This window comes from Sporosarcina sp. D27, from assembly GCF_000586555.1.
In the GTDB taxonomy this organism is placed as follows: Bacteria; Bacillota; Bacilli; order Bacillales_A; family Planococcaceae; genus Sporosarcina.
On sequence record NZ_AZUC01000007.1, the window covers coordinates 52521 to 74554 of the forward strand.

General features: G+C 43.3%; 25 protein-coding genes and 1 riboswitch. Of the genes, 9 read left to right on the forward strand and 16 right to left on the reverse strand.

Translation table 11 applies throughout. The features are described 5' to 3' along the window. Positions 1–24: 24 nt before the first annotated feature. Positions 25–1224 (reverse strand): DUF3238 domain-containing protein, encoded by a 1200-nt coding sequence (locus N693_RS0100620; protein ID WP_025782864.1) that lies wholly within the window; start codon positions 1222–1224, stop codon positions 25–27. Positions 1225–1315: 91 nt separating this feature from the next. Continuing rightward, positions 1316–1423, forward strand: a riboswitch (TPP riboswitch). A 117-nt stretch (positions 1424–1540) separates the two neighbouring features. On the opposite strand from N693_RS0100620, the gene tenA reads away from it, so the two are divergent. Genes tenA through thiW form a run of 5 tightly spaced genes read left to right on the forward strand, consistent with a single transcriptional unit; the run spans position 1541 to position 5003 of the window. After that, on the forward strand, positions 1541–2227 hold the full coding sequence (gene tenA, locus N693_RS0100625; RefSeq protein ID WP_025782865.1) for a thiaminase II: 687 nt from the start codon (positions 1541–1543) through the stop codon (positions 2225–2227). After that, a complete protein-coding gene (thiM, locus tag N693_RS0100630) occupies positions 2227–3033 on the forward strand; it encodes a hydroxyethylthiazole kinase (RefSeq protein WP_025782866.1) in 807 nt (268 codons plus the stop codon). Before tenA ends, thiM begins: the two co-directional genes overlap by 1 nt. Then, entirely contained in the window at positions 3030–3869 is an 840-nt protein-coding gene (thiD, locus tag N693_RS0100635) for a bifunctional hydroxymethylpyrimidine kinase/phosphomethylpyrimidine kinase (protein WP_025782867.1), read from the forward strand. The genes thiM and thiD overlap by 4 nt, the downstream gene beginning before the upstream one ends. Continuing rightward, a complete protein-coding gene (gene thiE, locus N693_RS0100640) occupies positions 3856–4509 on the forward strand; it encodes a thiamine phosphate synthase (RefSeq protein ID WP_025782868.1) in 654 nt (217 codons plus the stop codon). Before thiD ends, thiE begins: the two co-directional genes overlap by 14 nt. Next, entirely contained in the window at positions 4509–5003 is a 495-nt protein-coding gene (gene thiW / locus N693_RS0100645; protein ID WP_025782869.1) for an energy coupling factor transporter S component ThiW, read from the forward strand. Before thiE ends, thiW begins: the two co-directional genes overlap by 1 nt. A 614-nt stretch (positions 5004–5617) precedes the next feature. On the opposite strand, the gene N693_RS0100650 is transcribed toward thiW, so the two are convergent. The 10 genes from N693_RS0100650 to N693_RS0100695 all read right to left on the reverse strand — a co-directional run bounded on the left by N693_RS0100650 (position 5618) and on the right by N693_RS0100695 (position 15061). Continuing rightward, complete coding sequence (locus N693_RS0100650; RefSeq protein ID WP_025782870.1) at positions 5618–6160, reverse strand: histidine phosphatase family protein; 543 nt, start codon at positions 6158–6160, stop codon at positions 5618–5620. Positions 6161–6241: 81 nt separating this feature from the next. Continuing rightward, on the reverse strand, positions 6242–7075 hold the full coding sequence (locus N693_RS0100655; protein WP_037592476.1) for a dimethylarginine dimethylaminohydrolase family protein: 834 nt from the start codon (positions 7073–7075) through the stop codon (positions 6242–6244). Between the two features lie 209 nt (positions 7076–7284). Further along, the gene (locus N693_RS0100660) at positions 7285–8628 is read right to left on the reverse strand and encodes a D-serine ammonia-lyase (protein ID WP_025782872.1); all 1344 of its coding nucleotides are present in this window, start codon (positions 8626–8628) and stop codon (positions 7285–7287) included. 29 nt (positions 8629–8657) lie between these two features. Next, positions 8658–9275, reverse strand: coding sequence for a response regulator transcription factor (locus tag N693_RS0100665; protein ID WP_025782873.1), 618 nt, complete (start codon positions 9273–9275; stop codon positions 8658–8660). A gap of 7 nt (positions 9276–9282) precedes the next feature. Further along, a complete protein-coding gene (locus tag N693_RS0100670; protein WP_025782874.1) occupies positions 9283–10416 on the reverse strand; it encodes a sensor histidine kinase in 1134 nt (377 codons plus the stop codon). 91 nt (positions 10417–10507) lie between these two features. Continuing rightward, positions 10508–11560 (reverse strand): fatty acid desaturase, encoded by a 1053-nt coding sequence (locus N693_RS0100675; RefSeq protein ID WP_025782875.1) that lies wholly within the window; start codon positions 11558–11560, stop codon positions 10508–10510. A 150-nt stretch (positions 11561–11710) separates the two neighbouring features. Further along, positions 11711–12451 (reverse strand): 3-oxoacyl-ACP reductase FabG, encoded by a 741-nt coding sequence (fabG, locus tag N693_RS0100680; RefSeq protein WP_025782876.1) that lies wholly within the window; start codon positions 12449–12451, stop codon positions 11711–11713. Positions 12452–12545: 94 nt separating this feature from the next. Further along, positions 12546–12872 (reverse strand): bacillithiol system redox-active protein YtxJ, encoded by a 327-nt coding sequence (gene ytxJ / locus N693_RS0100685; protein ID WP_037592462.1) that lies wholly within the window; start codon positions 12870–12872, stop codon positions 12546–12548. 15 nt (positions 12873–12887) lie between these two features. Next, positions 12888–14498, reverse strand: coding sequence for an aminotransferase class V-fold PLP-dependent enzyme (locus tag N693_RS0100690; RefSeq protein WP_025782878.1), 1611 nt, complete (start codon positions 14496–14498; stop codon positions 12888–12890). Beyond that, positions 14495–15061, reverse strand: a complete 567-nt coding sequence (locus tag N693_RS0100695) for a glycerol-3-phosphate acyltransferase (RefSeq protein ID WP_051508657.1) — start codon at positions 15059–15061, stop codon at positions 14495–14497. The genes N693_RS0100690 and N693_RS0100695 overlap by 4 nt, the downstream gene beginning before the upstream one ends. A gap of 103 nt (positions 15062–15164) precedes the next feature. Between N693_RS0100695 and N693_RS0100700 the strand changes: the two genes are divergently transcribed. The 4 genes from N693_RS0100700 (at position 15165) to N693_RS0100720 (ending at position 17374) form a co-directional block, all read left to right on the forward strand. Further along, positions 15165–15824, forward strand: coding sequence for a phosphatase PAP2 family protein (locus tag N693_RS0100700; protein ID WP_025782880.1), 660 nt, complete (start codon positions 15165–15167; stop codon positions 15822–15824). 30 nt (positions 15825–15854) lie between these two features. Further along, a complete protein-coding gene (locus N693_RS0100705) occupies positions 15855–16184 on the forward strand; it encodes an MGMT family protein (protein ID WP_025782881.1) in 330 nt (109 codons plus the stop codon). Positions 16185–16228: 44 nt separating this feature from the next. Beyond that, the gene (gene mscL, locus N693_RS0100710) at positions 16229–16657 is read left to right on the forward strand and encodes a large conductance mechanosensitive channel protein MscL (RefSeq protein ID WP_025782882.1); all 429 of its coding nucleotides are present in this window, start codon (positions 16229–16231) and stop codon (positions 16655–16657) included. A gap of 315 nt (positions 16658–16972) precedes the next feature. Then, positions 16973–17374: a VOC family protein gene (locus N693_RS0100720; protein ID WP_371257540.1), complete on the forward strand. Its 402-nt coding sequence runs from the start codon at positions 16973–16975 to the stop codon at positions 17372–17374. Between the two features lie 10 nt (positions 17375–17384). Here N693_RS0100720 and N693_RS0100725 read toward each other — a convergent pair whose 3' ends face one another. The 5 genes from N693_RS0100725 to N693_RS0100745 form a co-directional block, all read right to left on the reverse strand. Next, positions 17385–18335, reverse strand: coding sequence for a hypothetical protein (locus tag N693_RS0100725; RefSeq protein WP_025782884.1), 951 nt, complete (start codon positions 18333–18335; stop codon positions 17385–17387). Between the two features lie 118 nt (positions 18336–18453). Then, complete coding sequence (locus N693_RS0100730) at positions 18454–18930, reverse strand: acyl-CoA thioesterase (protein ID WP_025782885.1); 477 nt, start codon at positions 18928–18930, stop codon at positions 18454–18456. Positions 18931–18996: 66 nt separating this feature from the next. Then, positions 18997–19941, reverse strand: coding sequence for a C40 family peptidase (locus N693_RS0100735; protein WP_025782886.1), 945 nt, complete (start codon positions 19939–19941; stop codon positions 18997–18999). A 34-nt stretch (positions 19942–19975) separates the two neighbouring features. Further along, a complete protein-coding gene (locus N693_RS0100740) occupies positions 19976–20896 on the reverse strand; it encodes an LD-carboxypeptidase (RefSeq protein WP_025782887.1) in 921 nt (306 codons plus the stop codon). Between the two features lie 142 nt (positions 20897–21038). After that, the gene (locus N693_RS0100745) at positions 21039–21995 is read right to left on the reverse strand and encodes a DUF4003 family protein (RefSeq protein WP_025782888.1); all 957 of its coding nucleotides are present in this window, start codon (positions 21993–21995) and stop codon (positions 21039–21041) included. Positions 21996–22034 lie beyond the last annotated feature (39 nt).

A 22034-nucleotide genomic window follows, 5' to 3' on the forward strand; every position in this document is an offset into this window, starting at 1 on the left:
ATTGTTGTCTGCGCTCTAGTGTAGTTAATTGATATTGGAAAAACGCCAATACTGATAAGCCGTAACTCCACTCATATAAGCAAGTCCTTCACTTCTGCTTTGATGAACAGGAATCCACCGACTGGTTTCCCCTTTTCTTAAATAGATTTCATGATTCGGACACTGGTCATGGAAACCAGTGAGGTCATACGTTCCATTCCTTCTTAGGACCGCCTGAACTTCATAGTTTATATCTGGAGCTGTCGTCAATGGATTGCCCACTGCGTGTTCTAAGTTAAATCTCGTTTCATCTCTTCCAAAATCAAACTTTTTCAAAATAATCTCTTCATCAGATGCCGTTTCGCGGTCGCGAATTTTCTTATCCATTCCATAGGCAACACTTTCACCTACTCTTTTTGTGAACGTAAGGGGATCCTCCGGGTTGTTCGTATGGATTTCAATGTCTACAAAAGTTCGAAAGGCATCGGACTCCGGGTCAAATTGTCGATCATCGCCTTCAAAATACCGATTAGGAGAAAGTACATTCGGGTTTTCAACTAAGTTGTCCTCAAGAAACGTTGTATATCGGAAATTCCATTGGTTAACAGTAGCTGGTTTTTGATAATCATAAATTGAAGTCAATAACGCAGAGGGGCTATCAATAGATTTCATCATCGTAAACCCTTCAATGTAGACTGGTTTTTCCTTGTCCTTAGGTAAGAACAATCCGAAGGCTTTGGCGATGAAGGATCTTGCATTGTTGAAGGTCTCTTCAGATTGAACAATGGCCCGCTCACAATAGATTGCGTACGTAATTGGTTCATCCATCGTAAAGTCCCTGTCGATAAATCGATTAGAATCCACCTGGTCTAGCTGTTCCCCATTGCGATAAATGATATACGTCTCTGTGTCACTCAAACGTTCCCACGACAACGCGATTTGAGTTTTAGCGATGATTGTCGTCGTGACAAGTGACTGAAGGGGATTGCTTTTGTTTTTCTCCAAGGAAAATGTGGATGTCTGCATGACGATCACATCCTTCACTTCGTCATTCACATATCGTTCGATTGTATATTTATAAAACGTGTCCGCTAAAAGATCAGTATCTTGAAAATCAGGGGATGTACCTTCATAAATGTGCTCGCCGTCTTTATACACGTGGTACATTCCACCTGCGTCGTCCCATTCAAATGCAATTCGACCAGCTTCATGGGTGACAGATGTGATTTCAAAGCGTTCCGGCATGTACATGGCCTCCTTTTCACGTAGTAGTTGTATTTTGCCCTTATTGCCAATTTTTAAAACTATGATATAGTGAGGAAGAAAACTGAAAACGATTGCCCACTGGGGGAGTCTTTGCAAAAGACTGAGACGCGTATAGATATGCGGACCCTTGGAACCTGATCTGGCTCATACCAGCGGAGGGAAGTGGATCGCACATGGACGAGTCTATTTCTTTGTAGATTCCTTAAAATTTCCTATTACGCGAGCCGTTCCTTCGACTGATGAGTCGATAGGGGCGGCTTTTTTTCGGTTCATTCATCGAAAGGGGCGGTTTTAAATGACATTTTGTGAAGAGGTTCGTGCGGTTTGTAACGAAAGCTGGGAGGCTAGTTTTAACCATCCGTTTGTTCAACACTTGGCAGCTGGGACACTACCTGAAGACATTTTCAGATTTTACGTTCTTCAAGATTCGTATTACTTGAAGCATTTTGCAAAAGTCCATGCACTGGCTGCTGTGCAAGCAAAGGATTTAGCGACGACTCAACGCTTTGCACAGCATGCGGAAGAAACATGCGGGGCTGAGATTTCGCTGCACGAAGGATTCTTTGAATTACTCGACGTTACTGATGAAGTCCTCAATTCTTTTGAGGCAGCGCCGACAGCTTATGCCTACACTTCTCATCTATACCGTACAGCGATGCATGGGAACCTGGCGGATACGCTAGCAGCACTACTCCCTTGCTATTGGTTGTATTACGAAATTGGTGAACGATTGAAAAACGCTACGCCCAATCATCCCATTTACGATAAGTGGATCGCGACATACGGATCCGAATGGTTTGAACAAGCGACCCGTGAACAAATTAACCGAATGAATGAGCTGGCGGATTCTGTTTCATTAGAAAAACGTGAAGAACTAAAAGCACACTTCGTGAAAAGCAGCCATTACGAATTGCAATTCTGGGAAATGGCTTGGACCCAACAGCAATGGGAAGCCGATTCTAAAACGGAGGTAAAGCTTTGATGCGACAGCATACCATTCTCACAGACCTGAGACGGACCAATCCATTAGTACACTGCATCACGAATATTGTGGTGGCGAACTTCCAGGCGAATGGCTTGTTGGCTCTCGGAGCTTCTCCAATTATGGCGGATTCTATGGAAGAGGCTGCGGATATCGCTGCAGTTTCTTCTTGTACCCTACTGAATATAGGAACACTGGATTCGACAACTGTCGATTCGATGATTGCTGCTGGAAAGAGTGCTGTACAACATGGACATCCTCTCATTCTTGACCCTGTAGGTGCGGGTGCCACTGGGTTCCGTAAGCAAACTGTGGAGCATTTATTAGACACGTTGGATTTTACACTGATCCGAGGAAATGCAGGCGAAATTGCAGCGATTGCTGGTGTTGCATGGAATGCCAAAGGCGTTGACGCCGGAAGTGGTGACGTTGATATTACAGATGCAGCCAGGCAAGTTGCCCGACAGAATAACTGTTTAGTCGCTGTCACAGGTGAAACGGATTTGGTTACTGACGGAGAACGAGTGATTCGGATATCTGGCGGACATGAACTGATGACGCTTGTAACCGGTTCAGGGTGTCTCCTCAGTGCAGTGGCTGGAGCATTTTTAGCAACTAATAGTGATGAGGGACTTCAAACGGTAGCTGAAAGTCTTGCGTTCTATAAAAAGTCTGGAGAAATCGCAGCTGAACAGTCATTTGGCCCTGGCGATTTTGCTATGAATTTCTTAAATACACTTCATTCCATAGAATCTCAAGATGTTACGGATGATCAATTCCAGTACGAACAGGAGGCGATTTCGTGATATCAGTAGCGTTAACGATTGCCGGTTCTGATAGCGGTGGCGGTGCTGGAGTTCAAGCGGATTTGAAAACATTTCAGGAACTCGGAGTCTTTGGTACGTCAGCCCTGACTGCGATTACCGCGCAAAACACACTTGGTGTGCACGCTGTACAGCCAGTTGATGCAGGGATTGTTGCAGCTCAAATACAAGCGGTACTCGCTGATTTTCCGGTAAAGGCGATTAAGACCGGAATGTTATTCTCTGCTGAAATTATTGAGACAATCGCGAGTGAATTAAAGGGTTATCCAACAATTCCTTTGGTCATCGACCCTGTCATGATCGCAAAAGGCGGAGCTTCTTTGTTACAGAACGAAGCCGTTGTAGCATTAAGAAATCACTTACTCCCTGTAGCAACACTCATTACGCCGAACATTCCAGAAGCAGAAGTATTGACGGGTCAAACAATTCGTTCAGAAGGTGATATGGAAATTGCCACGAACACGTTATTGTCCATGGGCGCTTCTGCAGTTCTATTAAAAGGGGGGCATCGTGATGACGTTCCTTATGCGGAAGATTTGTTCATGACTGCAAGTGGAGAGCACTTTTTAATACGATCCAAGCGGATTGTGACGCAGCATACACACGGAACGGGTTGCACATTTGCAGCGGCGATTACTGCTGAGTTAGCGAAGGCTCATTCATTGGAAGAAGCGGTTGTGACAGCTAAGCACTTCATACAACTAGCGATTGAGGATGGAATCGAGATTGGTCATGGTCATGGACCTACCAACCACGCAGCATTCCGGAAGAGTGGTCAGTTGAAGACTAAGGAGGTGGAACTTATTGAGAGACGTTGACTTACGTGTTTATTTTATTATGGGTTCGGTAAACGTTCCCAATGGGAATCCCTTAAAAGTTCTGGAACAAGCGTTGCACGGAGGGATTACGTGCTTTCAGTTACGCGAAAAAGGGCCGGATGCGTTGCAAGGGATTGAAAAACTGGCATTCGCAAAAAGTTGCCAGCAATTATGTAAGGCATTTGGCGTCCCATTTATTGTGAATGATGATGTGGAGCTTGCAGTTCTGATTGACGCTGATGGTGTACATGTCGGTCAAGACGACTTATCTGCATCTGTGGTAAGCAGTAAAATCGGTAAAGGGAAACTGTTAGGGGTTTCGGTACATTCCGTTGTAGAAGCAACTATCGCTCTTGCTGCTGGTGCAGACTACATTGGGATGGGGCCCGTTTATCAAACCGTTTCTAAATCAGATGCGAAGTCAGTGGCAGGTACTTCAAGAATTTCAGAAGTGGCTGCCATCTTTCCCGAACTTCCGATTGTAGGCATTGGTGGAATTACCCCAACCAATTTGGACGTTGTGATGAAAAGCGGAGCGTCGGGTGTTTCCGTCATTTCAGCAATTGCGAATGCAAAGAATCCAGAAGCGGCTGCTCGTTCGATCGTTGAGGCAGTTCAGCAAGTCGGGGTGAGTATCTAATGAGTACACGGAAACTAGCAGTCATGGGGTTACTCGTTTCAATTGCAGTTGCAGGTTCAGTATTTGTTTCCTTCCCTGCTGGAATTGCGCGAGCATATCCGATTCAGCATGCCGTTAACGTGGCTGCCGCTGTATTTCTCGGACCCGTTCCTGCAATTATGATTGCTTTTGTGACTGCGGTTATCCGAATTTTAACAGGAACAGGATCATTGCTCGCATTTCCAGGCGGGATGATAGGTGCAGCCTTTGCCGGCATTCTGTTTCAGAAAACTGGTAGAGTTTGGACAGCCGGGCTAGGAGAGATGATCGGAACCGGTCTCATCGCTTCTCTGTTTGCAGTACCATATGCTGCTATTTTGATGGGAACGTCCGTGGGATCTTTCTTCTTCCTTCCCCCTTTCCTCGTTTCCAGCGTGAGCGGGGCAATTATTGGAGGGGTTCTTGCGGCACGTTTGCTGCATCATCCAATAGGAAGACGACTGCAACATTTGTGATTAAATCCTGCTGGACTGTGGGCTATTGGCATTGCTGTCCAGCAGTTTTTTGTTTTAGATGGTTGTGATTTATTTGTGGATGTTTATGTGGACTAGGTTTATGATCATTTCTCATGCTTTATGAGCACTTTTCCACTTTTATGAGCACCTCTCATGCTTTATGAGCACTTTCCCTGCTTTTATGATCACTTCCCTTGCTTTATGAGCACTTTCCCCACTTTTATGAGCACCTCTCATGCTTTTATGAGCGCTTTCCCACTTTTATGAGCACTTCCCATGCTTTATGAGCACTTTCCCACTTTTATGATCACTTTCCATGCTTTATGAGCACTTTTCCACTTTTATGATCACTTCCCATGCTTTATGAGCACTTTCCCACTTTTATGATCACCTCTCATGCTTTATGAGCACTTTCCCACTTTTATGAGCACTTCCCTTGCTTTATGAGCGCTTTCCCACTTTTATGAGCACTTCCCATGCTTTATGAGCACTTTCCCACTTTTATGAGCACTTCTGTTGCTTCAATGACATATTTAAAATGCACAGCATCTTCCCCCAATATAAACAAACAAGAAGAGAGCATCCAAAAAAATTATTGGACGCTCTCTTCTTGTTCAGACATGTTCCCACAAATGGGTGATCTGTGCACCAGCTTCAGTCAATCTCAATTCATAGACATCTGGATGCTTAACTGCTTGCCACTCTTCAAACCCAACGCGCTCATTAAAACAGCGCATGAGCAACACAAGTAATAAGCTATGCGTAACTAGTACGGTATGGTTAGTGTCTGGTAGTTCGTCGATGACTTCACACGCTCGATGTATCGCCTCGTTCGATGTCTCACCATCTTCATATGAGAGATTCAAATCTAAAAATGTATCTTCCACTCTCAACAACCAATCATCAAATACTTGTGAGTTCATTTGTCGCTCAGCTAATCTGCTATCCTCCTCAGTATGAATACCAAGTTTGTCTCCAATTTCGTTTGCTGTCTGCCTTGCCCGCATCAAAGGACTTGTAATAATCCGCTCAATTGGATAACGTTCTAAAAACTGTGCAAGTTCAGATACGTGTAGAATGCCTTCAGCTGTTAATGAATCCTGAGCTGTATTTCCTTCTGCCTCTCCATGATTTACAAGATAAATTACTTTTTCCATTGAATACCCTCCTCGTCGTTGAATCCCAATTGGAACAATTGTAAAAAGCCGCTCCTCAAAAATAAGTAACGGCTTTTCCAATTAATCGTTTCGTACTACTGGCATTGAACAGCAACGGAATGAGCCACCCGATTTAATAATTTCAGAGAAGTCGATTTCAATTACATCGAAACCTTTACTACGCATCGCCTCATTGACCTGGGGATTCTGTGGCAGACTGAACAGGCGCCCTCCTCCAATTGACAATACATTCGTGCCCATCGTAAATTGTTCTTCTTTGTTAACTTCGATAAGATTGTACATCGACTCTAGGTTCTTGCGCGTTTCCACATCGAATGCTTCGGGAAAGTATAGTCCGATCTCGGGAGAAATCACGTTAAATACACAATCGAGATGCAAATATTTTTCATTGAACGGTACTCGGATGACTTCGTGATCCGGGAGGCTTTGTTCTAAATGCAGCACAGACTCTTCACTCGTCCGGCTGCTAATCCCTACAAACACACGATTGCGGTCTACAATCACATCTCCGCCTTCCACCCTGCTTTCTGAAACTCGGAAAGGAATGTTTTCTTGTAAAAGCCAATTTTGAAGAGCTGCTTCTTCTCCTTTACGAATATCACTTGCCATATCAGCAAGAAATAGCCGATCACCAAGTGTAAATCCAATATCCCTGGTGAATACTTGCTCCGGATATCGCTCTGAAGAAGGTAGTTTAATGACTTCTACATTGTGCTCTTTCAGCTTTGCTTCAAACTCTTCATGTTGCTGCATCGCTTTCTTACGATCGATATTTTCATCTTTATATTTCTTTTGCACATCATTGATAATATCTTTAATCGCCATATATTTAGGTTCACACAAAACGACCCGACGTAAAGTATCGTATTCTGTTACGCACTTTGCAGCAGGCATTGTAGAATGAGGTTGATCTTTTTGGTTATCCATCGCTTGAGTAACAGGGGAGTTCATAATTGTTCATCCTCCAGTTAAAATTGTTAAGTATCTTCACTATTTATTCCCCTTGGCATGAACTTTCAAACGAATATGAGGCTCTAATATCCATCCGTTTTGATGTATAAAAAAACAGTTAACGTTTCAATTGAACGTTAACTGTCGATGAGTTATTCTGCACTTTTTGTCGATTTCCCGGGAAATAATTCGACATTTCCGCCTTCTTTATAATAATCTTCCATCACGTCTTCAGGTACCATTCCACCACCAGTAGACCAGACAAGATGCCGCGCTCCACTCGATTTCGCATCCGCTACACCTGAAGATACAGTGTGAAGTGCACCCATCATTCCTGCAAGTGCAGATGGCTCTGCATAAATCGATTCTGCATCTGCAAGCATGCGGAGCAATCCAAATAATGTATTGTCTTGCACGGTGTAAATCCCTTCAAGAAAAGGTTTCATGACATTTCCAACAAAGCCTGACGGTCTACCTACTGCTAGTCCATCTGCAACTGTTTTGTTGTCTAGTCCTATTTCTTGTACACTAATTTTGTCGTGTAACTCTGTCATCATTCCAAGTAACATGCATGGTGCGCTGACAGGCTCTGCAAAATAGCAGTGAACAGCATCTCCAAACATCAACTTTAAACCAAATGCGACACCACCTGGTCCACCACCTACGCCACATGGCAAATAGACGAACAGAGGATGCGCCTCATCTACCACGATTTCTTGTTCTGCAAGCTGTGCAGCAATCCGTTCACCTGCAACTGCATAACCGAGAAATAGGGCACGTGAATTTTCATCGTCTACAAAATGGCACATTGGATCCTGTTCAGCTTCACGACGCCCTTCTTCTACGGCTTTACTGTAGTCATCCTCGTATTCAATGACAGTAACTCCTTTGCTTCTGAGTAATTCTTTTTTCCAAAGTTTTGCATCAGCTGACATGTGAACAGTCACTTTGAATCCAAGTGCAGCACTCAAGATCCCAATGCTCAATCCAAGGTTACCCGTCGAACCTACCGCAATTTTATGGGCAGCGAACAACTCTTTGAATTGTGGCTCTGAAAACTGACGATAATCTTGCTCTGTCTTAAGAAGATGGTGTTCTACTGCTAACTTTTCAGCATGTTTTAACACCTCATGAAACCCACCTCGTGCTTTAATAGATCCAGATACAGGTAACGCATTGTCTTGTTTGATGAGTAAGGTGCCTCCAAAATGGATGCCAGTCTCACCAATCAGACGCTCCTTCATGACTGGAATCTCGGTTAAGGGAGATTCAATAAGTCCCCCGTTGGCTTTCGTTTCTGGAAAGACATCTGCAAAAAATGGTGCAAATCGTTTCAGTCGATTCGATGCCTCTTTCACATCGGCCGACGTCAAATCCGAGGTCTTGAGTGCTGCCGCTGTAGTTGTAAGATGAGGATTCTTCCATAGGACCTCTTCTTTGTTTGCCATCTGACTAATTAGTGGAAAATCAGTCATCAATCTCTCTATTTCCTGCATGAAAACCCTCCTATAAATGGTTACGTGTATTATTGTCCTTTGGACCAACCTTTTTCTTTGAAACGCTTTACAGCTTCAATTCGACTGCCTGCAGACATTTTGTCTAAAATAATGGAGATGTAATTCCTCACAGTACCCGGCGTTAAGTGTAAGACATTCGCAATTTGTTTCGTTGTTTTTCCGTCAGCTATCAATTCCAGTACTTCTGCTTCTCGTTCAGTCAACGGACTTTCGATTTCTCGATCATCACCATAGGCAATGTCAACAAGTTCAGGTGCGTAAATGCGACGTCCTGCCATGATTGTTCGAATCGAGCTAACCAGTTCTTCTATTGGGCTATCTTTTAGTAAATAGCCCCGAACACCGGCTTTTCGTGCTCTCTCAAAATAGCCAGCTCTAGCAAATGTAGTCAGAATAACAATTTTACACGGTTCAGCACGTAAATTTTCGGCAGCCTCCAGACCCGTTAGCACCGGCATTTCGATATCCATTATACAAATATCCGGGTGTAATTCTTGAACAAGATTTACTGCCTCATCTCCGTTTCTAGCTTGCCCAACAACTTCCATATCATCTTCTAAACTGAGCAACGAGCCGAGTGCTCCAAGTAACATGCCTTGGTCCTCAGCTAACACAATCCGTATCATGTACCTCTCACTCCTTTACGATATGTCTTAAAATAGATGGGATCTCGAACGTCAATGCAGTTCCACCTTCTTGTTCCTTTTGGATATGAAGCGTTCCATTCACAAAGTCCAATCGCTCTCGCATCCCGTTTAGACCGTTTCCAGGTAGAGCATCTGCGCCTTCTAATAATCCGATTCCATTATCTGCTACTGTAATTGAAAAATCCTCCGCAACGGGATGAAATGTAATCGTACAACTAGACGCAAAGCTATGTTTGACTACATTCGTTACAGCTTCTTTCAAACACATACTTAATACATTTTCCACTATCGGGGTGATTTCTTGATAGGTAGCCTCTCCTACGACAGTGAGTTCAATTTCAGCCGCACGCAGTACTTGATGAACTCTAGTTAATTCTTCGGAAAGACGCACTGCTCGCATATTAGAAACGAGTTCCCGTACCTCATTGAGTGCAATACTCGCAGTTTGACGAATGTCCTGTAACTCTCGTGCAGCACGTTCAGGATCACGTGTAATCAGTTTTCCTACCAAATCACTTTTAAGTCCAATGAGCGATAGTTTTTGACCTAGCGTGTCATGGAGATCTCGTGCAATTCGTTGTCGCTCTGCTACCACAGTCAATTCAGATATACGTTCTTGTGCATATACTAACTGACCTTCCAATTTCTCTTGCTTGTTACGATTGTACAAGTTGAAAGGAAGTAGAACAACACCAATTAGCGTCAGAATTAGAAAGTGGACTTGCGGTAAAAACAATTCTATCTCGATGAAGAATCCTGCAACGATTGCACTGATTGTCAGCGCAATATGAATGCCATACATTATGAAAAAACCAACAGGCCGTCTGATGTTGCCGATGAAAAAAGCTGTAAATAAAGCTAGGTACACGTAACCGAACAACAACGTCAGCCCAATGTTTATCGCCATTTCAAACGCAAGCCACATGTAAACAAGTCCGCTCTGAGATTTAAACGAAAAACGATAACATAGTAAATATAAAAACACCATGGAAATACCTATTGCAATATTAATGGGTTCCGACGTTCTGAAGATAAAGAAAAAGGGCAGTACACAGAAAATGACCCAGATGTAGATGCTTAACCATGGATATCGAGGAAACAAATTATACCAACTATTCATCTGTATCCCTCCCATTCCATTCCATTTATCTTTAGTGTACCGGTTAAAAAGTAAAAAAGCCATCTCTTGATGAGATGGCCAGTGGTCTGCATTATTTCGTGTCAAACGTAGTTTTCTTAGGTTTCAACTCAATGGAAACATTTTTTAATTTCGCTGCTTTTTGAATCCCTCGGAAGGTTACAAATGTTTTGTGCTCTGGGTCATACAGTTTATAACGCAGTGATTCCAAACTCTTTTTCATATCGATTGTCGTCGCTTTTTGAAGTGGTGGCGTCAATTCATGAGCCATCTCTAAATTATAGTTCGGAACTCTTGGAGCTAAGTGATGCACGTGGTGGAAACCGATGTTGCCGGTTGCCCACTGAAGGACTTTCGGTAGTTTGTAATACGAGCTACCTTCAACTGCTGCTTTCACATAATCCCATTCAGTCTCTTCTTCGAAATACGAATCTTCAAACGTGTGCTGGATGTAGAATAACCAAATGCCAAGTGCACCTGCCGTGAACATTGTAGCGCCTTGAACGATAACAAACGCTTTCCAACCAACAAGTAAAATCATACCTGTATAGAGTACAACGAGACAAACATTGATGAGATACGTGTTCATGCGTTCTTTTTTACGAGCATCTTTTCTATTGAATCTGCTGGAAATCAGGACGAGATACAACGGTCCAAATCCAAACATAACTAGTGGATTCCGGTAACAACGATATGCCAAACGTTGCCAAGAGGACGCTTCTTGATATTCTTGAATCGTCATGACCCAGATATCACCCACGCCGCGCTTGTCGAGATTAGAGCTTGTTGCATGGTGTATCGCATGCTCACGTTTCCACTTTTCATATGCGAACAACGTGAGAACTCCTGTAATCGTTCCTACAATATCATTTGCTTTTTTGTTTTTAAAGAAAGAGCCATGTGTGCAATCATGGAAAATAATGAATGTCCGAACGACAAATCCTGATGCTACCACACAAATCGCTAGTGTTAGCCATATGGATACAGACAACGCTTGATACGCTGCAAACCATAGAATAAGTAGCGGTGGTACGGTATTGACAAGTTGAATAATACTTTTCTTCAAATCTGACTTTGCAAATGGAGCAACATTTTTGTGTAGCTGTTTTGTTTTTTCTTTACTCATGACAGCCTCCCGATAAGCGGTCCGATTGCTCGGCCGTTACTTAGTACGTTAATCGTACAAGGAAACATCCCACTACAATAGGCATGAATGTCATGAGTATTCATATGTTAAGTGTCATATTTTGTGAATGTTTTCACAAGAATACACAAATTATTTAAGCATCCCACCATCAACCTCAAGAACTGTTCCGTTGATGAACGATGCTTCATCGGAAGCCAAAAACAAGTACGCATTCGCTATGTCTTCTGATGTGCCAAAGCGTGGAAAAGGCGTCATCTGACGAATCTGAGCAATAATCTTTTCAGGAATTGTTTCTATCATCTCTGTCTCAATAAAACCTGGTGCCACGGCATTCACAGTGATGCCCTTAGGACCGAATTCTTTAGCCCAAGTTTTCGTCATTCCGATGATTGCTGCTTTTGATGCAGCATAATTGGCTTGCCCTACGTTTCCACCCGTACCCGCAATCGATGACGTGCTTATAATGCGTCCAGTACCTGCTTCGATCATACTTGGTAAAAAAGCTTTCGTACAATTGAACACTCCTGTAACGTTCACGTCAAGAACACGACGAAACGCACTTGCTTCCATTTTCAACGTCATTGCGTCCATTGTAATCCCTGCATTGTTGACAAGAATGTCGACCTTTCCGAACTGCTCGATAATGGCAGCTGCCGCATTATTTACCTCTTGCTCATTTGCTACATCCGCCTTAAAAAAAGCTGCATCATTTCCTTCAGCATGAAGCTGTTGAGCTATCGCTTCACCAGCCTGTTCATCAAAGTCGATGATGATAACTTGAGCACCTTGCTCACAAAAAATGCGAGCGGCTGTCGCACCTATTCCTTTTGCTCCACCAGTGATTACAGCGGTTTTTCCTGATATTCGCAATCACAACGCCTTCTTCCTTTTAGACTCTCTAATTACTCACATTTTACCATAGTTGAACAAAACAGGCACCGCTACTTGCGAGTGCCTGTTCGTTTTATCTATTTGCATGGACTGCGTTTTTCAAAGCCGATTGCTGGATATTATAATGCGATGCATACCAAACAGCCTTCCCGTTCTTTATGAGTATTGCTTGAGGGGACTCGTGTTTCACACCTGTATCCTCCGCAATTTTCCGCGAGACATCCTTACTTGTTTGAACAATCACACAGTATTTTGGAATCTCGGTCTCAAAGTTTTGAAACTCCTGATAGCCTGCTGCACTAATTGGGCACGTCATACTGTGCTTAACGATAAGTACAGGCGCATTACTAGACTGTTCTACTATCCCATTCCATTCTTCGGTTGTATGAAGTTCTTGCATGTAGATCCTCTCCTTTTAGTTATATATGCTTAATTCCCCTGATTGTTCCCGATTAAACGACGTCAAACGCTTCAATACTTCTAAAAATCGGTTGATTTCATCGTCACTCATTTCATTCATCGCAGCCAGCTGTAGCCAGTTTCGTTCTCGCAAGTACTTACTCTCATAGTGCGTTCTATAGCCATTTAAAAACAAGTCTTCTCCTAACTGATGTGCGGTCTCTTCCTCATTTAAGATGAGCGTTAAAATTCCTGGGCTAGCAGACATTCCTTGTCCAAGGATTTGGTAGCCCATCCGTTCAATCGATGTTCGAAGAGTGTCGGAACGTTTACGAATGGTAGCAAAATGGTTTTCCTGGTCACTAGTTAGAGCGAGAACGGCTTTCTCAAGCGCATGAAGAAGGTTTGAGGATTGTGTATAAGGTATTCCTTCTGTAGCGCTATAATTACCAAGATCCAGGTAGCGTGGTATTTCCGGATCGGGTTGTATGTCCTGTTCGTGAAATACAAGTGCTAATCCTGAAAAACTACCGAGACCTTTTCCACTAACGGATGACGCAAAATCGACCCCTTCCAAGTTAATTGGAACAGTCCCCAGTGAACTTGCACAATCGACTGCAATGCGAACGCCACGCGCTAAACACAAGTCACGAATGGTTTCCAAGTCGTTTAGTAAACCGGTGGACGTCTCACAGTGAACAAACCATATCCAGCTATACGCATTGGAATCTAATACTGCTTCGATTTCTTCAAGATCGAACAAATCTCCCCAAGCCCTAACTATAGAATCGAATTGCAACCCGAATCGGGAGGCATGATCACATAGGCGAGCACCAAATTCCCCGTTGTTGAGAATGAGCCCTTTTCCAGGGAGACGCTTGAGCTGGGCAGCAACCACGTCATTTGCAAGTGTGCCCGTCCCTTGTATTATTTGGACATGGCATGCTGCCGTAAGTGCCTTCAGCTGTTCCTGGACTGACTTTAGCAAGCGAGAGTATGCCGGCGAACGGTGAGAAATCGAATCCTTACATAACGATTTTTGTACAGCTTCTGACGTCGTAGTTGGCCCTGGTAAAAAGTTCAGCATCGGCTTTGAAATTCTTCCAGCGACACTCGTTTCGTATGTTTCCTGAGTGAGTATCATAGGAATATAAGTTGCCTCTGCCGTTCCGGTAGGCTCTGCAAATGGCACAAACCCAAGTTGCTGATACAACTTCAACTCTCGAACAGTTCCAGAAATGACGGCAGCATCATACCCTGCTTTTAAACACCAATTCACCAGTGCTTGCAACATGCCAAGGAAAGGTCGTCCCGTTCGATATTGTGCTTCTATGGAAAGTAATCTGATTTCCACCGGATATCTAGGGGGGGTTGAAAGTTTCTCCTCCACGGGACCAATTTTCTTGTCCAGGGAGAATGGCCGGGTTGAGCGTACAGCAATCATTCCAATTACTTTTGAGTCTTTCATGCATAGTAAATATGTATTTGAGTTATGAAATTGATCCGTCAATCGTCTATCTTCATTTGGAAGATGCTGAGGAATTTCTTCAACAAACGTTTCATAATTCAGCTTATGGATTTGTTCTTCATCCTGTTTGGTCCTTGCCAATCTGTAAAAGTAGGTCATCTTGTTTTATTCCTTCCTATTGAGATTTGAAGATCGGCTCGATGTGTCCATAGCAACAGTCCAACTACGAGTAATGCGAGCAGAGTTACCTTCGCGTCATTTACCCAAATGCTATAAGGGACTATCGTTATCGTGGCGAGCACACTAGCTGCTGTAAATTTCTTGATTGCCGGATACAAAACAGCGAAACCTAACAAAATAGCGAGGATCCATATCGGATTAAAGACAAGCAGGCCACCGATGAACGTTGCAGCTCCTTTGCCCCCTTTAAAACGATGAACAATTGGATAACAATGACCAAGCATAACAGCCGCTAAAGCCAGCAATTCGATATCAGCGCGACCATCAATCCAAAATGCTATAAAAACGGCTAATGCCCCTTTACCCGCATCAAGTAAGAAGACGAGCAAGAATGCTTTTTTACCGAATACCCTCCCTGTATTTCTTGCTCCCGGATTTCCACTCCCTTCAGCTAAAACGGTCTTACCTGAACGTTTTCCCATTTGCAATGCCGGTAGAAAATTCCCTAGTAGATAAGACATCAGTGTTAGTAAAAAAATCATTTCAATACTCCATTTCTAGAAGTTTAACTATATTGCTTGCAATTCATAATCAGCTTAGTGAAAATTGGTGAGAGTCTACTTAGTATAGAAAGGTTTGAAATCAATGCGTGAATTATCGGGTCGATTGATAACGGCCCTCGTTTCCTGTCTCATTCTTGCTGTGGTTTTTGGATATGTTGCTTCTTCCATTGGAAATGGAAGCATTGTTCAATTTGATACAACAATTATTCATTTCGTTCAAGGCGCAGAAGCCCCTTGGCTAACTGAAGTGATGAAAGTATTTACTACAATCGGCTCAACAAAAGCTGTAATAGCTATCTCTGCTATTACGTTAGGTTTATTGCTCTACTTTCGACAAAAAGCACAAACAATCCTGTTTCTAATCGTGATTGGGGGGACGGCTGCTCTGAACTTGGTGCTGAAGCTATTCTTCCAACGCGCACGTCCAGACCTGAATCGACTAATTGAAATCAGCGGCTACTCTTTCCCTAGTGGACATACGATGATGGCTACAAGCTTATATATCATTCTTGCATTCATTCTTTGGAGAAATGCGAGAAAGCCAGGTCGTATTCTGTACGTTATGAGTGCCATGTTCATGATTGGAATGATTTGTATTAGCCGCATATATCTCGGTGTCCATTTCCCAAGCGATATCGTCGGTGGAATTTCTGCAAGTACATTTTGGTTACTGATTGCAACAAGTGTCTACGCCATATTTATGAATAAAAGACGAACTAACTCCCACTTTTCCATTCGCTGATCATCATGATGCATACAAGGAGGACAATCCGTGAATCCATTCACTGAAAAAACGATACAAGCCATCCAATCCATTCCTCCAGGCTACGTCATGACATACGGACAAGTAGCAGCGGCTGCAGGAAATCGTCGGGGAGCGCGTCAAGTTGTACGCGTGCTCCACTCCATGAGTGCAAGTCATAACCTTCCATGGCACCGGGTCATCAATGCAAAAGGTGGGATTTCGACTCCTACTAATGCAGAGGAAAAAGGAAATCGACAGCGCCAGCTATTGGAGTCCGAAGGTGTTCATTTTCTTGCTAATGGCACCATCGATTTAGCAGTCTATAGGTGGTTTGGCTTTGATGGTGAGGAGGAATAAAATTACGTAAGCTATAATTTTTAATAGAGAAGGGTGTATCTATTATGTGGAAAGACTTTAAAGAATTTGCGTTCAAAGGGAACATTTTTGACTTAGCTATAGCAGTCGTCATTGGTGCTGCGTTCGGAAAGATTGTTACATCACTTGTCGAAAACATTATTACTCCTTTAATCGGACTAATTTCTGGTGGCATCGATTTATCTAAAAAAGCATATCCTGTCCCAGGAACAAAAACGATCATTACATATGGAGTATTCATCCAATCCATTATCGACTTCCTAATCATTTCCTTTTCAATCTTCATGGTCATTCGATTACTCGCGAAGTTTAAGAAGAAGGAAGTCGAACAACCTGCAGAAACACCATCCATTGATGCAAAAGAGGAACTGCTGAAAGAGATTCGTGATTTACTACAGGCTCAGCAATCAGCAACTGTTGACAAGTATTTACCACCTGATGATTCCACTAAGTAATATGAAACAGGAATCCCACATCTTCCTAGGTAAAATGACATTGCCGGAAACCACCTAGCATGGTACAGTAATGGCATGACATGGTAAAGGAGGGGCTTCTTCATGTGGTTCATTTATATTATGTTTGCACTGTTTGCGTTTGTTCTAGTTGGAAGTGTTGCAGGAGTAGCGCTATCATACAAAAATCATTAATAATTTCTCTAACCACTTCCTATATGAAGTGGTTTTTTATATATAAGCTCAGTCATTAGATAAACCGAATACAAGTCATAGAATAATCCAACTATTCAACCTGTGTGCGGGACGGTATAGTGAATGAAAGGAGATGTGATGACGATGAAACCCCTTTTCAAAGGAATCGACCATATTCAAATTGCAGCACCACCAGGTTCAGAAGAACAAGCACGAGCATTTTACGGAATGCTGCTAGGTATGCAGGAAATTGAGAAACCAGAAAATTTGAAAGCCCGTGGTGGGTGTTGGTTTCAATGCGGCGCACAAGAAGTTCATATTGGCATTCAGCCTGATTTCGTCCCAGCAAAAAAAGCACATCCAGGTTTTACGGTAGACAGCCTTATTGTTCTAAAACGGCAGTTAGAAGATGCAGGCTACCTAATTAGTGAAGAACCACCAATTGCAGGACGCGCTCGCTTTTTCACCCACGATCCTTTTGGCAATCGTATTGAATTTCTGGAATACGTGAAACCTTCTTGCTAGTCCAGCTGTTTTACGACAATAGAATACTCTTTTCCTCCGCATTAAGGGAATCGAGTTCAGCCTCTGCCTCCTCCAGCTTTCGGTTCAGTTGGGCTTGGGTATGTCGAACGTCTTGGAGAACACCATTCAACTTGCTTTTTCCTTCTGATATGCGTGAATGAACTGCAAAATCGGAAAAGATATTATCAAAAAACAGGTCTGTAAATGTGAAGATATCGTTTTTATTCACTTGGAAAGATGCAGTCGCCGCTTCTTGGACGTCCGATAGTTCTGTTTCATAGTGACGCAATGCCCGCTGCGCTTGATGAACAAGGTCATCGGAACTATTCACTTCCGAGTACTTTAAAGCAGAGACGAGTAGTCCACCACCAAGAAACGTATCCCACATCGACAGGCCTTCTGCATTGTTCAGTTTATCGATTGCTTTATCGAGTGCACGTACTGCTTTTTCTCCAGCTTCGCGTGCTTCTTTTACCTCGCGGATCATTGCACGCACCCGGACTCTGTCATCTGCAATTTTTTGCAAAGTCGCTTGGGATGCAGAGTCATTCTGGCGAATCCACAATTCTTTTTCTTGCAGGAATTCATCCCAATCTTCTTGAAGATGCACATAATCAGGATTGAGGGATGCTTCTTTCAACAAAGCCACTTCCTCTGTTAAATCATCTACATGTTTTTGAGCCTCATTAAAAGACACTTCTGCTGCTGCAGCCTCTGCAATTTCCTTTTCCATTTGCTGATCCAATGATCCCATTAGTTCTTTAAGTTTATTTAAAAACGAAAACTTGCCAAGTCTCATGACATCCCGCTGCTCTTTTGTTAGCTGCTGTTCCAGTCTATTCCGTTCTGTAGTCGCCTTTCGCAATCGTTGTTCAGCATCCGTCAGTCTTCTGCTGATCCGATTCGATTCGTTTTTTAATAGGGTAAGCGCCATTTGACGCTCTTGCATCGTTTCTTTCATTGTCAAAATCCCCCTTTTTCTGTATATACGGATTCTCATGGAAGAAGGTTTCATTGGAGATGGGAGTCCTATTAGAAGACATTAAAAAACGACCGCTGGAAAATAGCGGTCGCACTCGTTAGTGTGTCATTTGAATTCGTTGTTTTCGGTGAAGACGTCGTGCTGGAGCAGTTTCAAACAATCGTTTTTCACCTTCGCTTTCTGGAATCACGCTAGGTACAGGTGTTGGGCGATTATCAGGTCCGATTGCCACCATTGTCAAAAAAGATTCTGTTGTAAGTTTGCGTTCGTTCGTCAATAAGTTAGATGAATGCACCATAACGAATACTTCCATTGACGTACGACCCGTTGAAGTGATATTTGCTTCTAGCTCTAATACATCTCCAACGACCGCAGAAGACAAAAAGTCCACTGAGTCTATTGATGCTGTTACGACTGGCGTTTGTGAATGTTTCATCGCCGAAATTGCTGCGATTTCATCTATATATGCGAGAACTTTACCACCAAAAATTGTTTCCATATGATTGGCGTCTGGAGGAAGTACCAGCTTTGTCTGAATTGTTCTCGATTCGCTCATTTTTCGTGATTCGATCATTTCTATCTTCCTTTCCTTGACCGCTGTCGGTGAGTACGCATTTATTATACACGTATGCAGGGTCACTCACAGGATTCCTGATTCTTCACTATATCGGCGAACTGCACATAGTCGTTTAGCATAGGACGTTTCTGAGAGCACACACAATTCTATGGCACCCTTTTTGCTCGATGTCGCGTGAATCATCTGTCCCTCTCCATAGTAAAATCCAACGTGGTCTACATAGCCCGATTCTTCATCTGCAAAAAACAATAGGTCTCCGCGCTTCCATGCATTCGGGTCACCTAATGGAATTCCTTCCCCTTCAACCGCTTGATCACTCGCATCTCTTGGGATGAACAGCCCGCATGCTTTAAACATGTTATATGTCAATCCGGAGCAATCATACCCATACGAAGACATACCACCCCAGAAATACGGCAAATCGAGAAACTCCACAGCCCGTTCCGCCGCTGATGCTGCCGCGTATTTTTTTAAATGATGAACAGACGTGGCCACACAAACGTCTTGCTTCCGCACAAGTCGGTCGCCGTCAGGAGTCTCAACGAAAACCCAGTCACCGTCTTCCTTGATCATTGGTAATATCGCATTGAACGGGACTACTAATTGTGCCGGAGTACCATCCAAATGCCACAGCTGGCATTTTGGTATATCCACCCGTACAACTCCTTCGGGATCGTTCAATGGTTGCGATTCCTTCAGTTGTGCGAGTGGAACCCACCCCGGATACCCACGATCATCTTTCGTAGAACGCTGCCAAACCGCAATGATGCTAGCCCAGCCGTTTCGGACAGATTCCACAATCACCGGCTCTCCGTAAACTAGCTGACTTTGAATTCGCTTCTCTTTACACAACGCAAAACGTTCTTCTAACGTCATCGCTGCAATCCATCTGTTCATACTTAGCGGATTCGCTATGCCTGCTTCATCCAGTTCTCTATAAGATTCAGGCGATGTCCAGATTGTAGCGACCGGTACTGCACATGAATACATTGACTGCATCTGCTCCATTGTCATCGATCCCCTTTCCTATTTGAACTGCTTCTCACTCGACGCCCGGTAAAATCGTCAATGTTTTCTGATCCGCGTCCAGTCGGGCGTTCGAGCCAAGTGGGACTGCAAAATGCGGTTCACAATGTCCAATCTTAAAACCACTCACAACTGGCTTCCCAAGATCCGCTGTATAGTGGCGTAATACCTCATCAAGCGTTAAAGAGATTTCCTTTTTCGGTTCCGCTTTTGCAAAGTCTCCAATGACGATACCTGCTGCATCCGAAAACTTACCCGCAAGTCGTAGCTGGTTCAACAAGTTATCGACACGGTATGGTTCTTCTCCCACATCTTCAATAAGGAGCAGTTTACCTTTTGTATGAATCTCAAACTTCGTTCCTATGCTACTAGCAAGTAACGATAAGTTCCCACCTGTCAACTCACCAGATGCAACACCAGGAGACAGTGTTTCTAGCGGACTAATCGCTTCAGAGTAATGCAATTCCATCGGTTCAAAAAGCTGTCGGAACATTTTTGCGGATAGGTCGTGAAACGTCTCTTTTCCTACACATGAGGCAAGCATCGGTCCGTGAAACGTTATAAGATCCGTATAGTTTGCGATTGCTGTATGAAGGAAGGTAATGTCGCTGAAACCCCAAAACACTTTAGGATTCTCTTGAATGAGTTGGTAATCCATTCGATCTGCGAAACGCGCAGATCCGTAGCCTCCACCTGCACAGATAATACCTGCGATTTCCGGATCAGCGAACATCTCTTCTAAATCCGCCAGACGGCCGTCATCTGTTCCTGCAAGATATCCATTGACGTCTTTCACGCGGCTCCCTAGTTTCCATTTCAATCCCAAACTTTCTAAAAATGCAAATGAACGGGTTAAACTTTCCTGATTGGGCGGACTTGCTGGTGCAACGATGCCTATCGTATCTCCGACCTTCAATCGTTTAGGTGCTAATTTCAACAGGTTTCCTCCTCATAATTTCTGCTATTTCCTTAAGTCTATCACACAATGTACCGAGTGAAGTATGAGACCGATTTCCACATAAATCGTAAGCAAAAAACCCAGTAAATTAAGCTACTGGGTCTGTTAGCTATGTAGTAAATCATGAGAGTGCTGATGTGGTTCTGGAGGCAATCGTTGCGATGGTTTCAGCCATGATGGCTTGCTGGATAAGAACACTCAATTCTTTTGAAAAACCATGGACTTCATTATCTTCCATCACTTGCTGCAAAAAATATCCAGAAGCAAATGAAAATGCCAACGTTTTATGCCACTTAAACAACTCTCCTTTAGCGATGAAGTTCGAGAATCCAATCAGCTCTTCAACTAGGTTGTCCTCACACCCCAGAATGGCTAAAAATCCTATGACTGGGTAGTGCATCGGTTTTAAATTGACACGCTTACGAATATGGGACAACAGTTGCTCTGCACGAATCACTCTCTCATTTTTATATGAACAACAATCCATTGTTAATACTTGGGTTAGCCATTGGAGTTCATTACCTGACTTAAACCCAACTTTGTTCAATTCGTCAAAATAACGACGCATGAGTGCGGCTTGTTCAACTGGATCGTTGTTTGCTTTGCCTAACAGCATCGCATATGAATAATCCTCGTCTGAAGTCAGTAGAAAATGCTGTTTTTTCATGGCATCATATAACCGCTTCGCTTGTTTTGCTTCGGCTTTGAAGGTTGCGGGATCAGATGTCATTAGCATAGCTGCTAAATAGGAATGCACGGTATTTTTAAACCCCGTCTTTCGAACGGTCTGTTGCTTCGTAAACAATAGCTGTACTGCGTCGTCCGCTGAAAGCGTGGGACTGTCCAAAAAAGAAGTGAGCATCGGTAAAAAATCCCCTTTGACTGGCGATAACCATCCACTCCGATTTTTTAATGCATCCATCGTGCGTAAAAAACTTTCTGGATTAAAGTCTTTTTGCGAGAGCACATAGTACACTGCAATCGTGAGAACTGTTTTTTCATCCACAGACCAACCTGCTAAAGATGTCACTTTTTTATGTGTCCATTCCATTTCTGATTTAACGGTTTCCCAATCCATCCCGCATACCTCCTTTCATCATTTGTACGTTTTCTAGAG

Excerpts from the sequence above, each read along its gene's own strand:
- N693_RS0100700 (WP_025782880.1), top strand. The coding sequence starts at position 15,165 with ATGCGTGAATTATCGGGTCGATTGATAACGGCCCTCGTTTCCTGTCTC.
- ytxJ (WP_037592462.1), bottom strand. The coding sequence starts at position 12,872 with ATGCAAGAACTTCATACAACCGAAGAATGGAATGGGATAGTAGAACAG.
- thiW (WP_025782869.1), top strand. The coding sequence starts at position 4,509 with ATGAGTACACGGAAACTAGCAGTCATGGGGTTACTCGTTTCAATTGCA.
- N693_RS0100665 (WP_025782873.1), bottom strand. The coding sequence starts at position 9,275 with ATGATACGGATTGTGTTAGCTGAGGACCAAGGCATGTTACTTGGAGCA.
- N693_RS0100620 (WP_025782864.1), bottom strand. The coding sequence starts at position 1,224 with ATGCCGGAACGCTTTGAAATCACATCTGTCACCCATGAAGCTGGTCGA.
- N693_RS0100650 (WP_025782870.1), bottom strand. The coding sequence starts at position 6,160 with ATGGAAAAAGTAATTTATCTTGTAAATCATGGAGAGGCAGAAGGAAAT.
- N693_RS0100730 (WP_025782885.1), bottom strand. The coding sequence starts at position 18,930 with ATGATCGAATCACGAAAAATGAGCGAATCGAGAACAATTCAGACAAAG.
- N693_RS0100695 (WP_051508657.1), bottom strand. The coding sequence starts at position 15,061 with ATGATTTTTTTACTAACACTGATGTCTTATCTACTAGGGAATTTTCTA.
- N693_RS0100745 (WP_025782888.1), bottom strand. The coding sequence starts at position 21,995 with ATGGATTGGGAAACCGTTAAATCAGAAATGGAATGGACACATAAAAAA.
- N693_RS0100675 (WP_025782875.1), bottom strand. The coding sequence starts at position 11,560 with ATGAGTAAAGAAAAAACAAAACAGCTACACAAAAATGTTGCTCCATTT.
- mscL (WP_025782882.1), top strand. The coding sequence starts at position 16,229 with ATGTGGAAAGACTTTAAAGAATTTGCGTTCAAAGGGAACATTTTTGAC.
- thiM (WP_025782866.1), top strand. The coding sequence starts at position 2,227 with ATGCGACAGCATACCATTCTCACAGACCTGAGACGGACCAATCCATTA.
- N693_RS0100655 (WP_037592476.1), bottom strand. The coding sequence starts at position 7,075 with ATGCCTGCTGCAAAGTGCGTAACAGAATACGATACTTTACGTCGGGTC.
- N693_RS0100735 (WP_025782886.1), bottom strand. The coding sequence starts at position 19,941 with ATGGAGCAGATGCAGTCAATGTATTCATGTGCAGTACCGGTCGCTACA.
- N693_RS0100660 (WP_025782872.1), bottom strand. The coding sequence starts at position 8,628 with ATGCAGGAAATAGAGAGATTGATGACTGATTTTCCACTAATTAGTCAG.
- N693_RS0100725 (WP_025782884.1), bottom strand. The coding sequence starts at position 18,335 with ATGAAAGAAACGATGCAAGAGCGTCAAATGGCGCTTACCCTATTAAAA.
- N693_RS0100720 (WP_371257540.1), top strand. The coding sequence starts at position 16,973 with ATGAAAGGAGATGTGATGACGATGAAACCCCTTTTCAAAGGAATCGAC.
- tenA (WP_025782865.1), top strand. The coding sequence starts at position 1,541 with ATGACATTTTGTGAAGAGGTTCGTGCGGTTTGTAACGAAAGCTGGGAG.
- N693_RS0100690 (WP_025782878.1), bottom strand. The coding sequence starts at position 14,498 with ATGACCTACTTTTACAGATTGGCAAGGACCAAACAGGATGAAGAACAA.
- N693_RS0100670 (WP_025782874.1), bottom strand. The coding sequence starts at position 10,416 with ATGAATAGTTGGTATAATTTGTTTCCTCGATATCCATGGTTAAGCATC.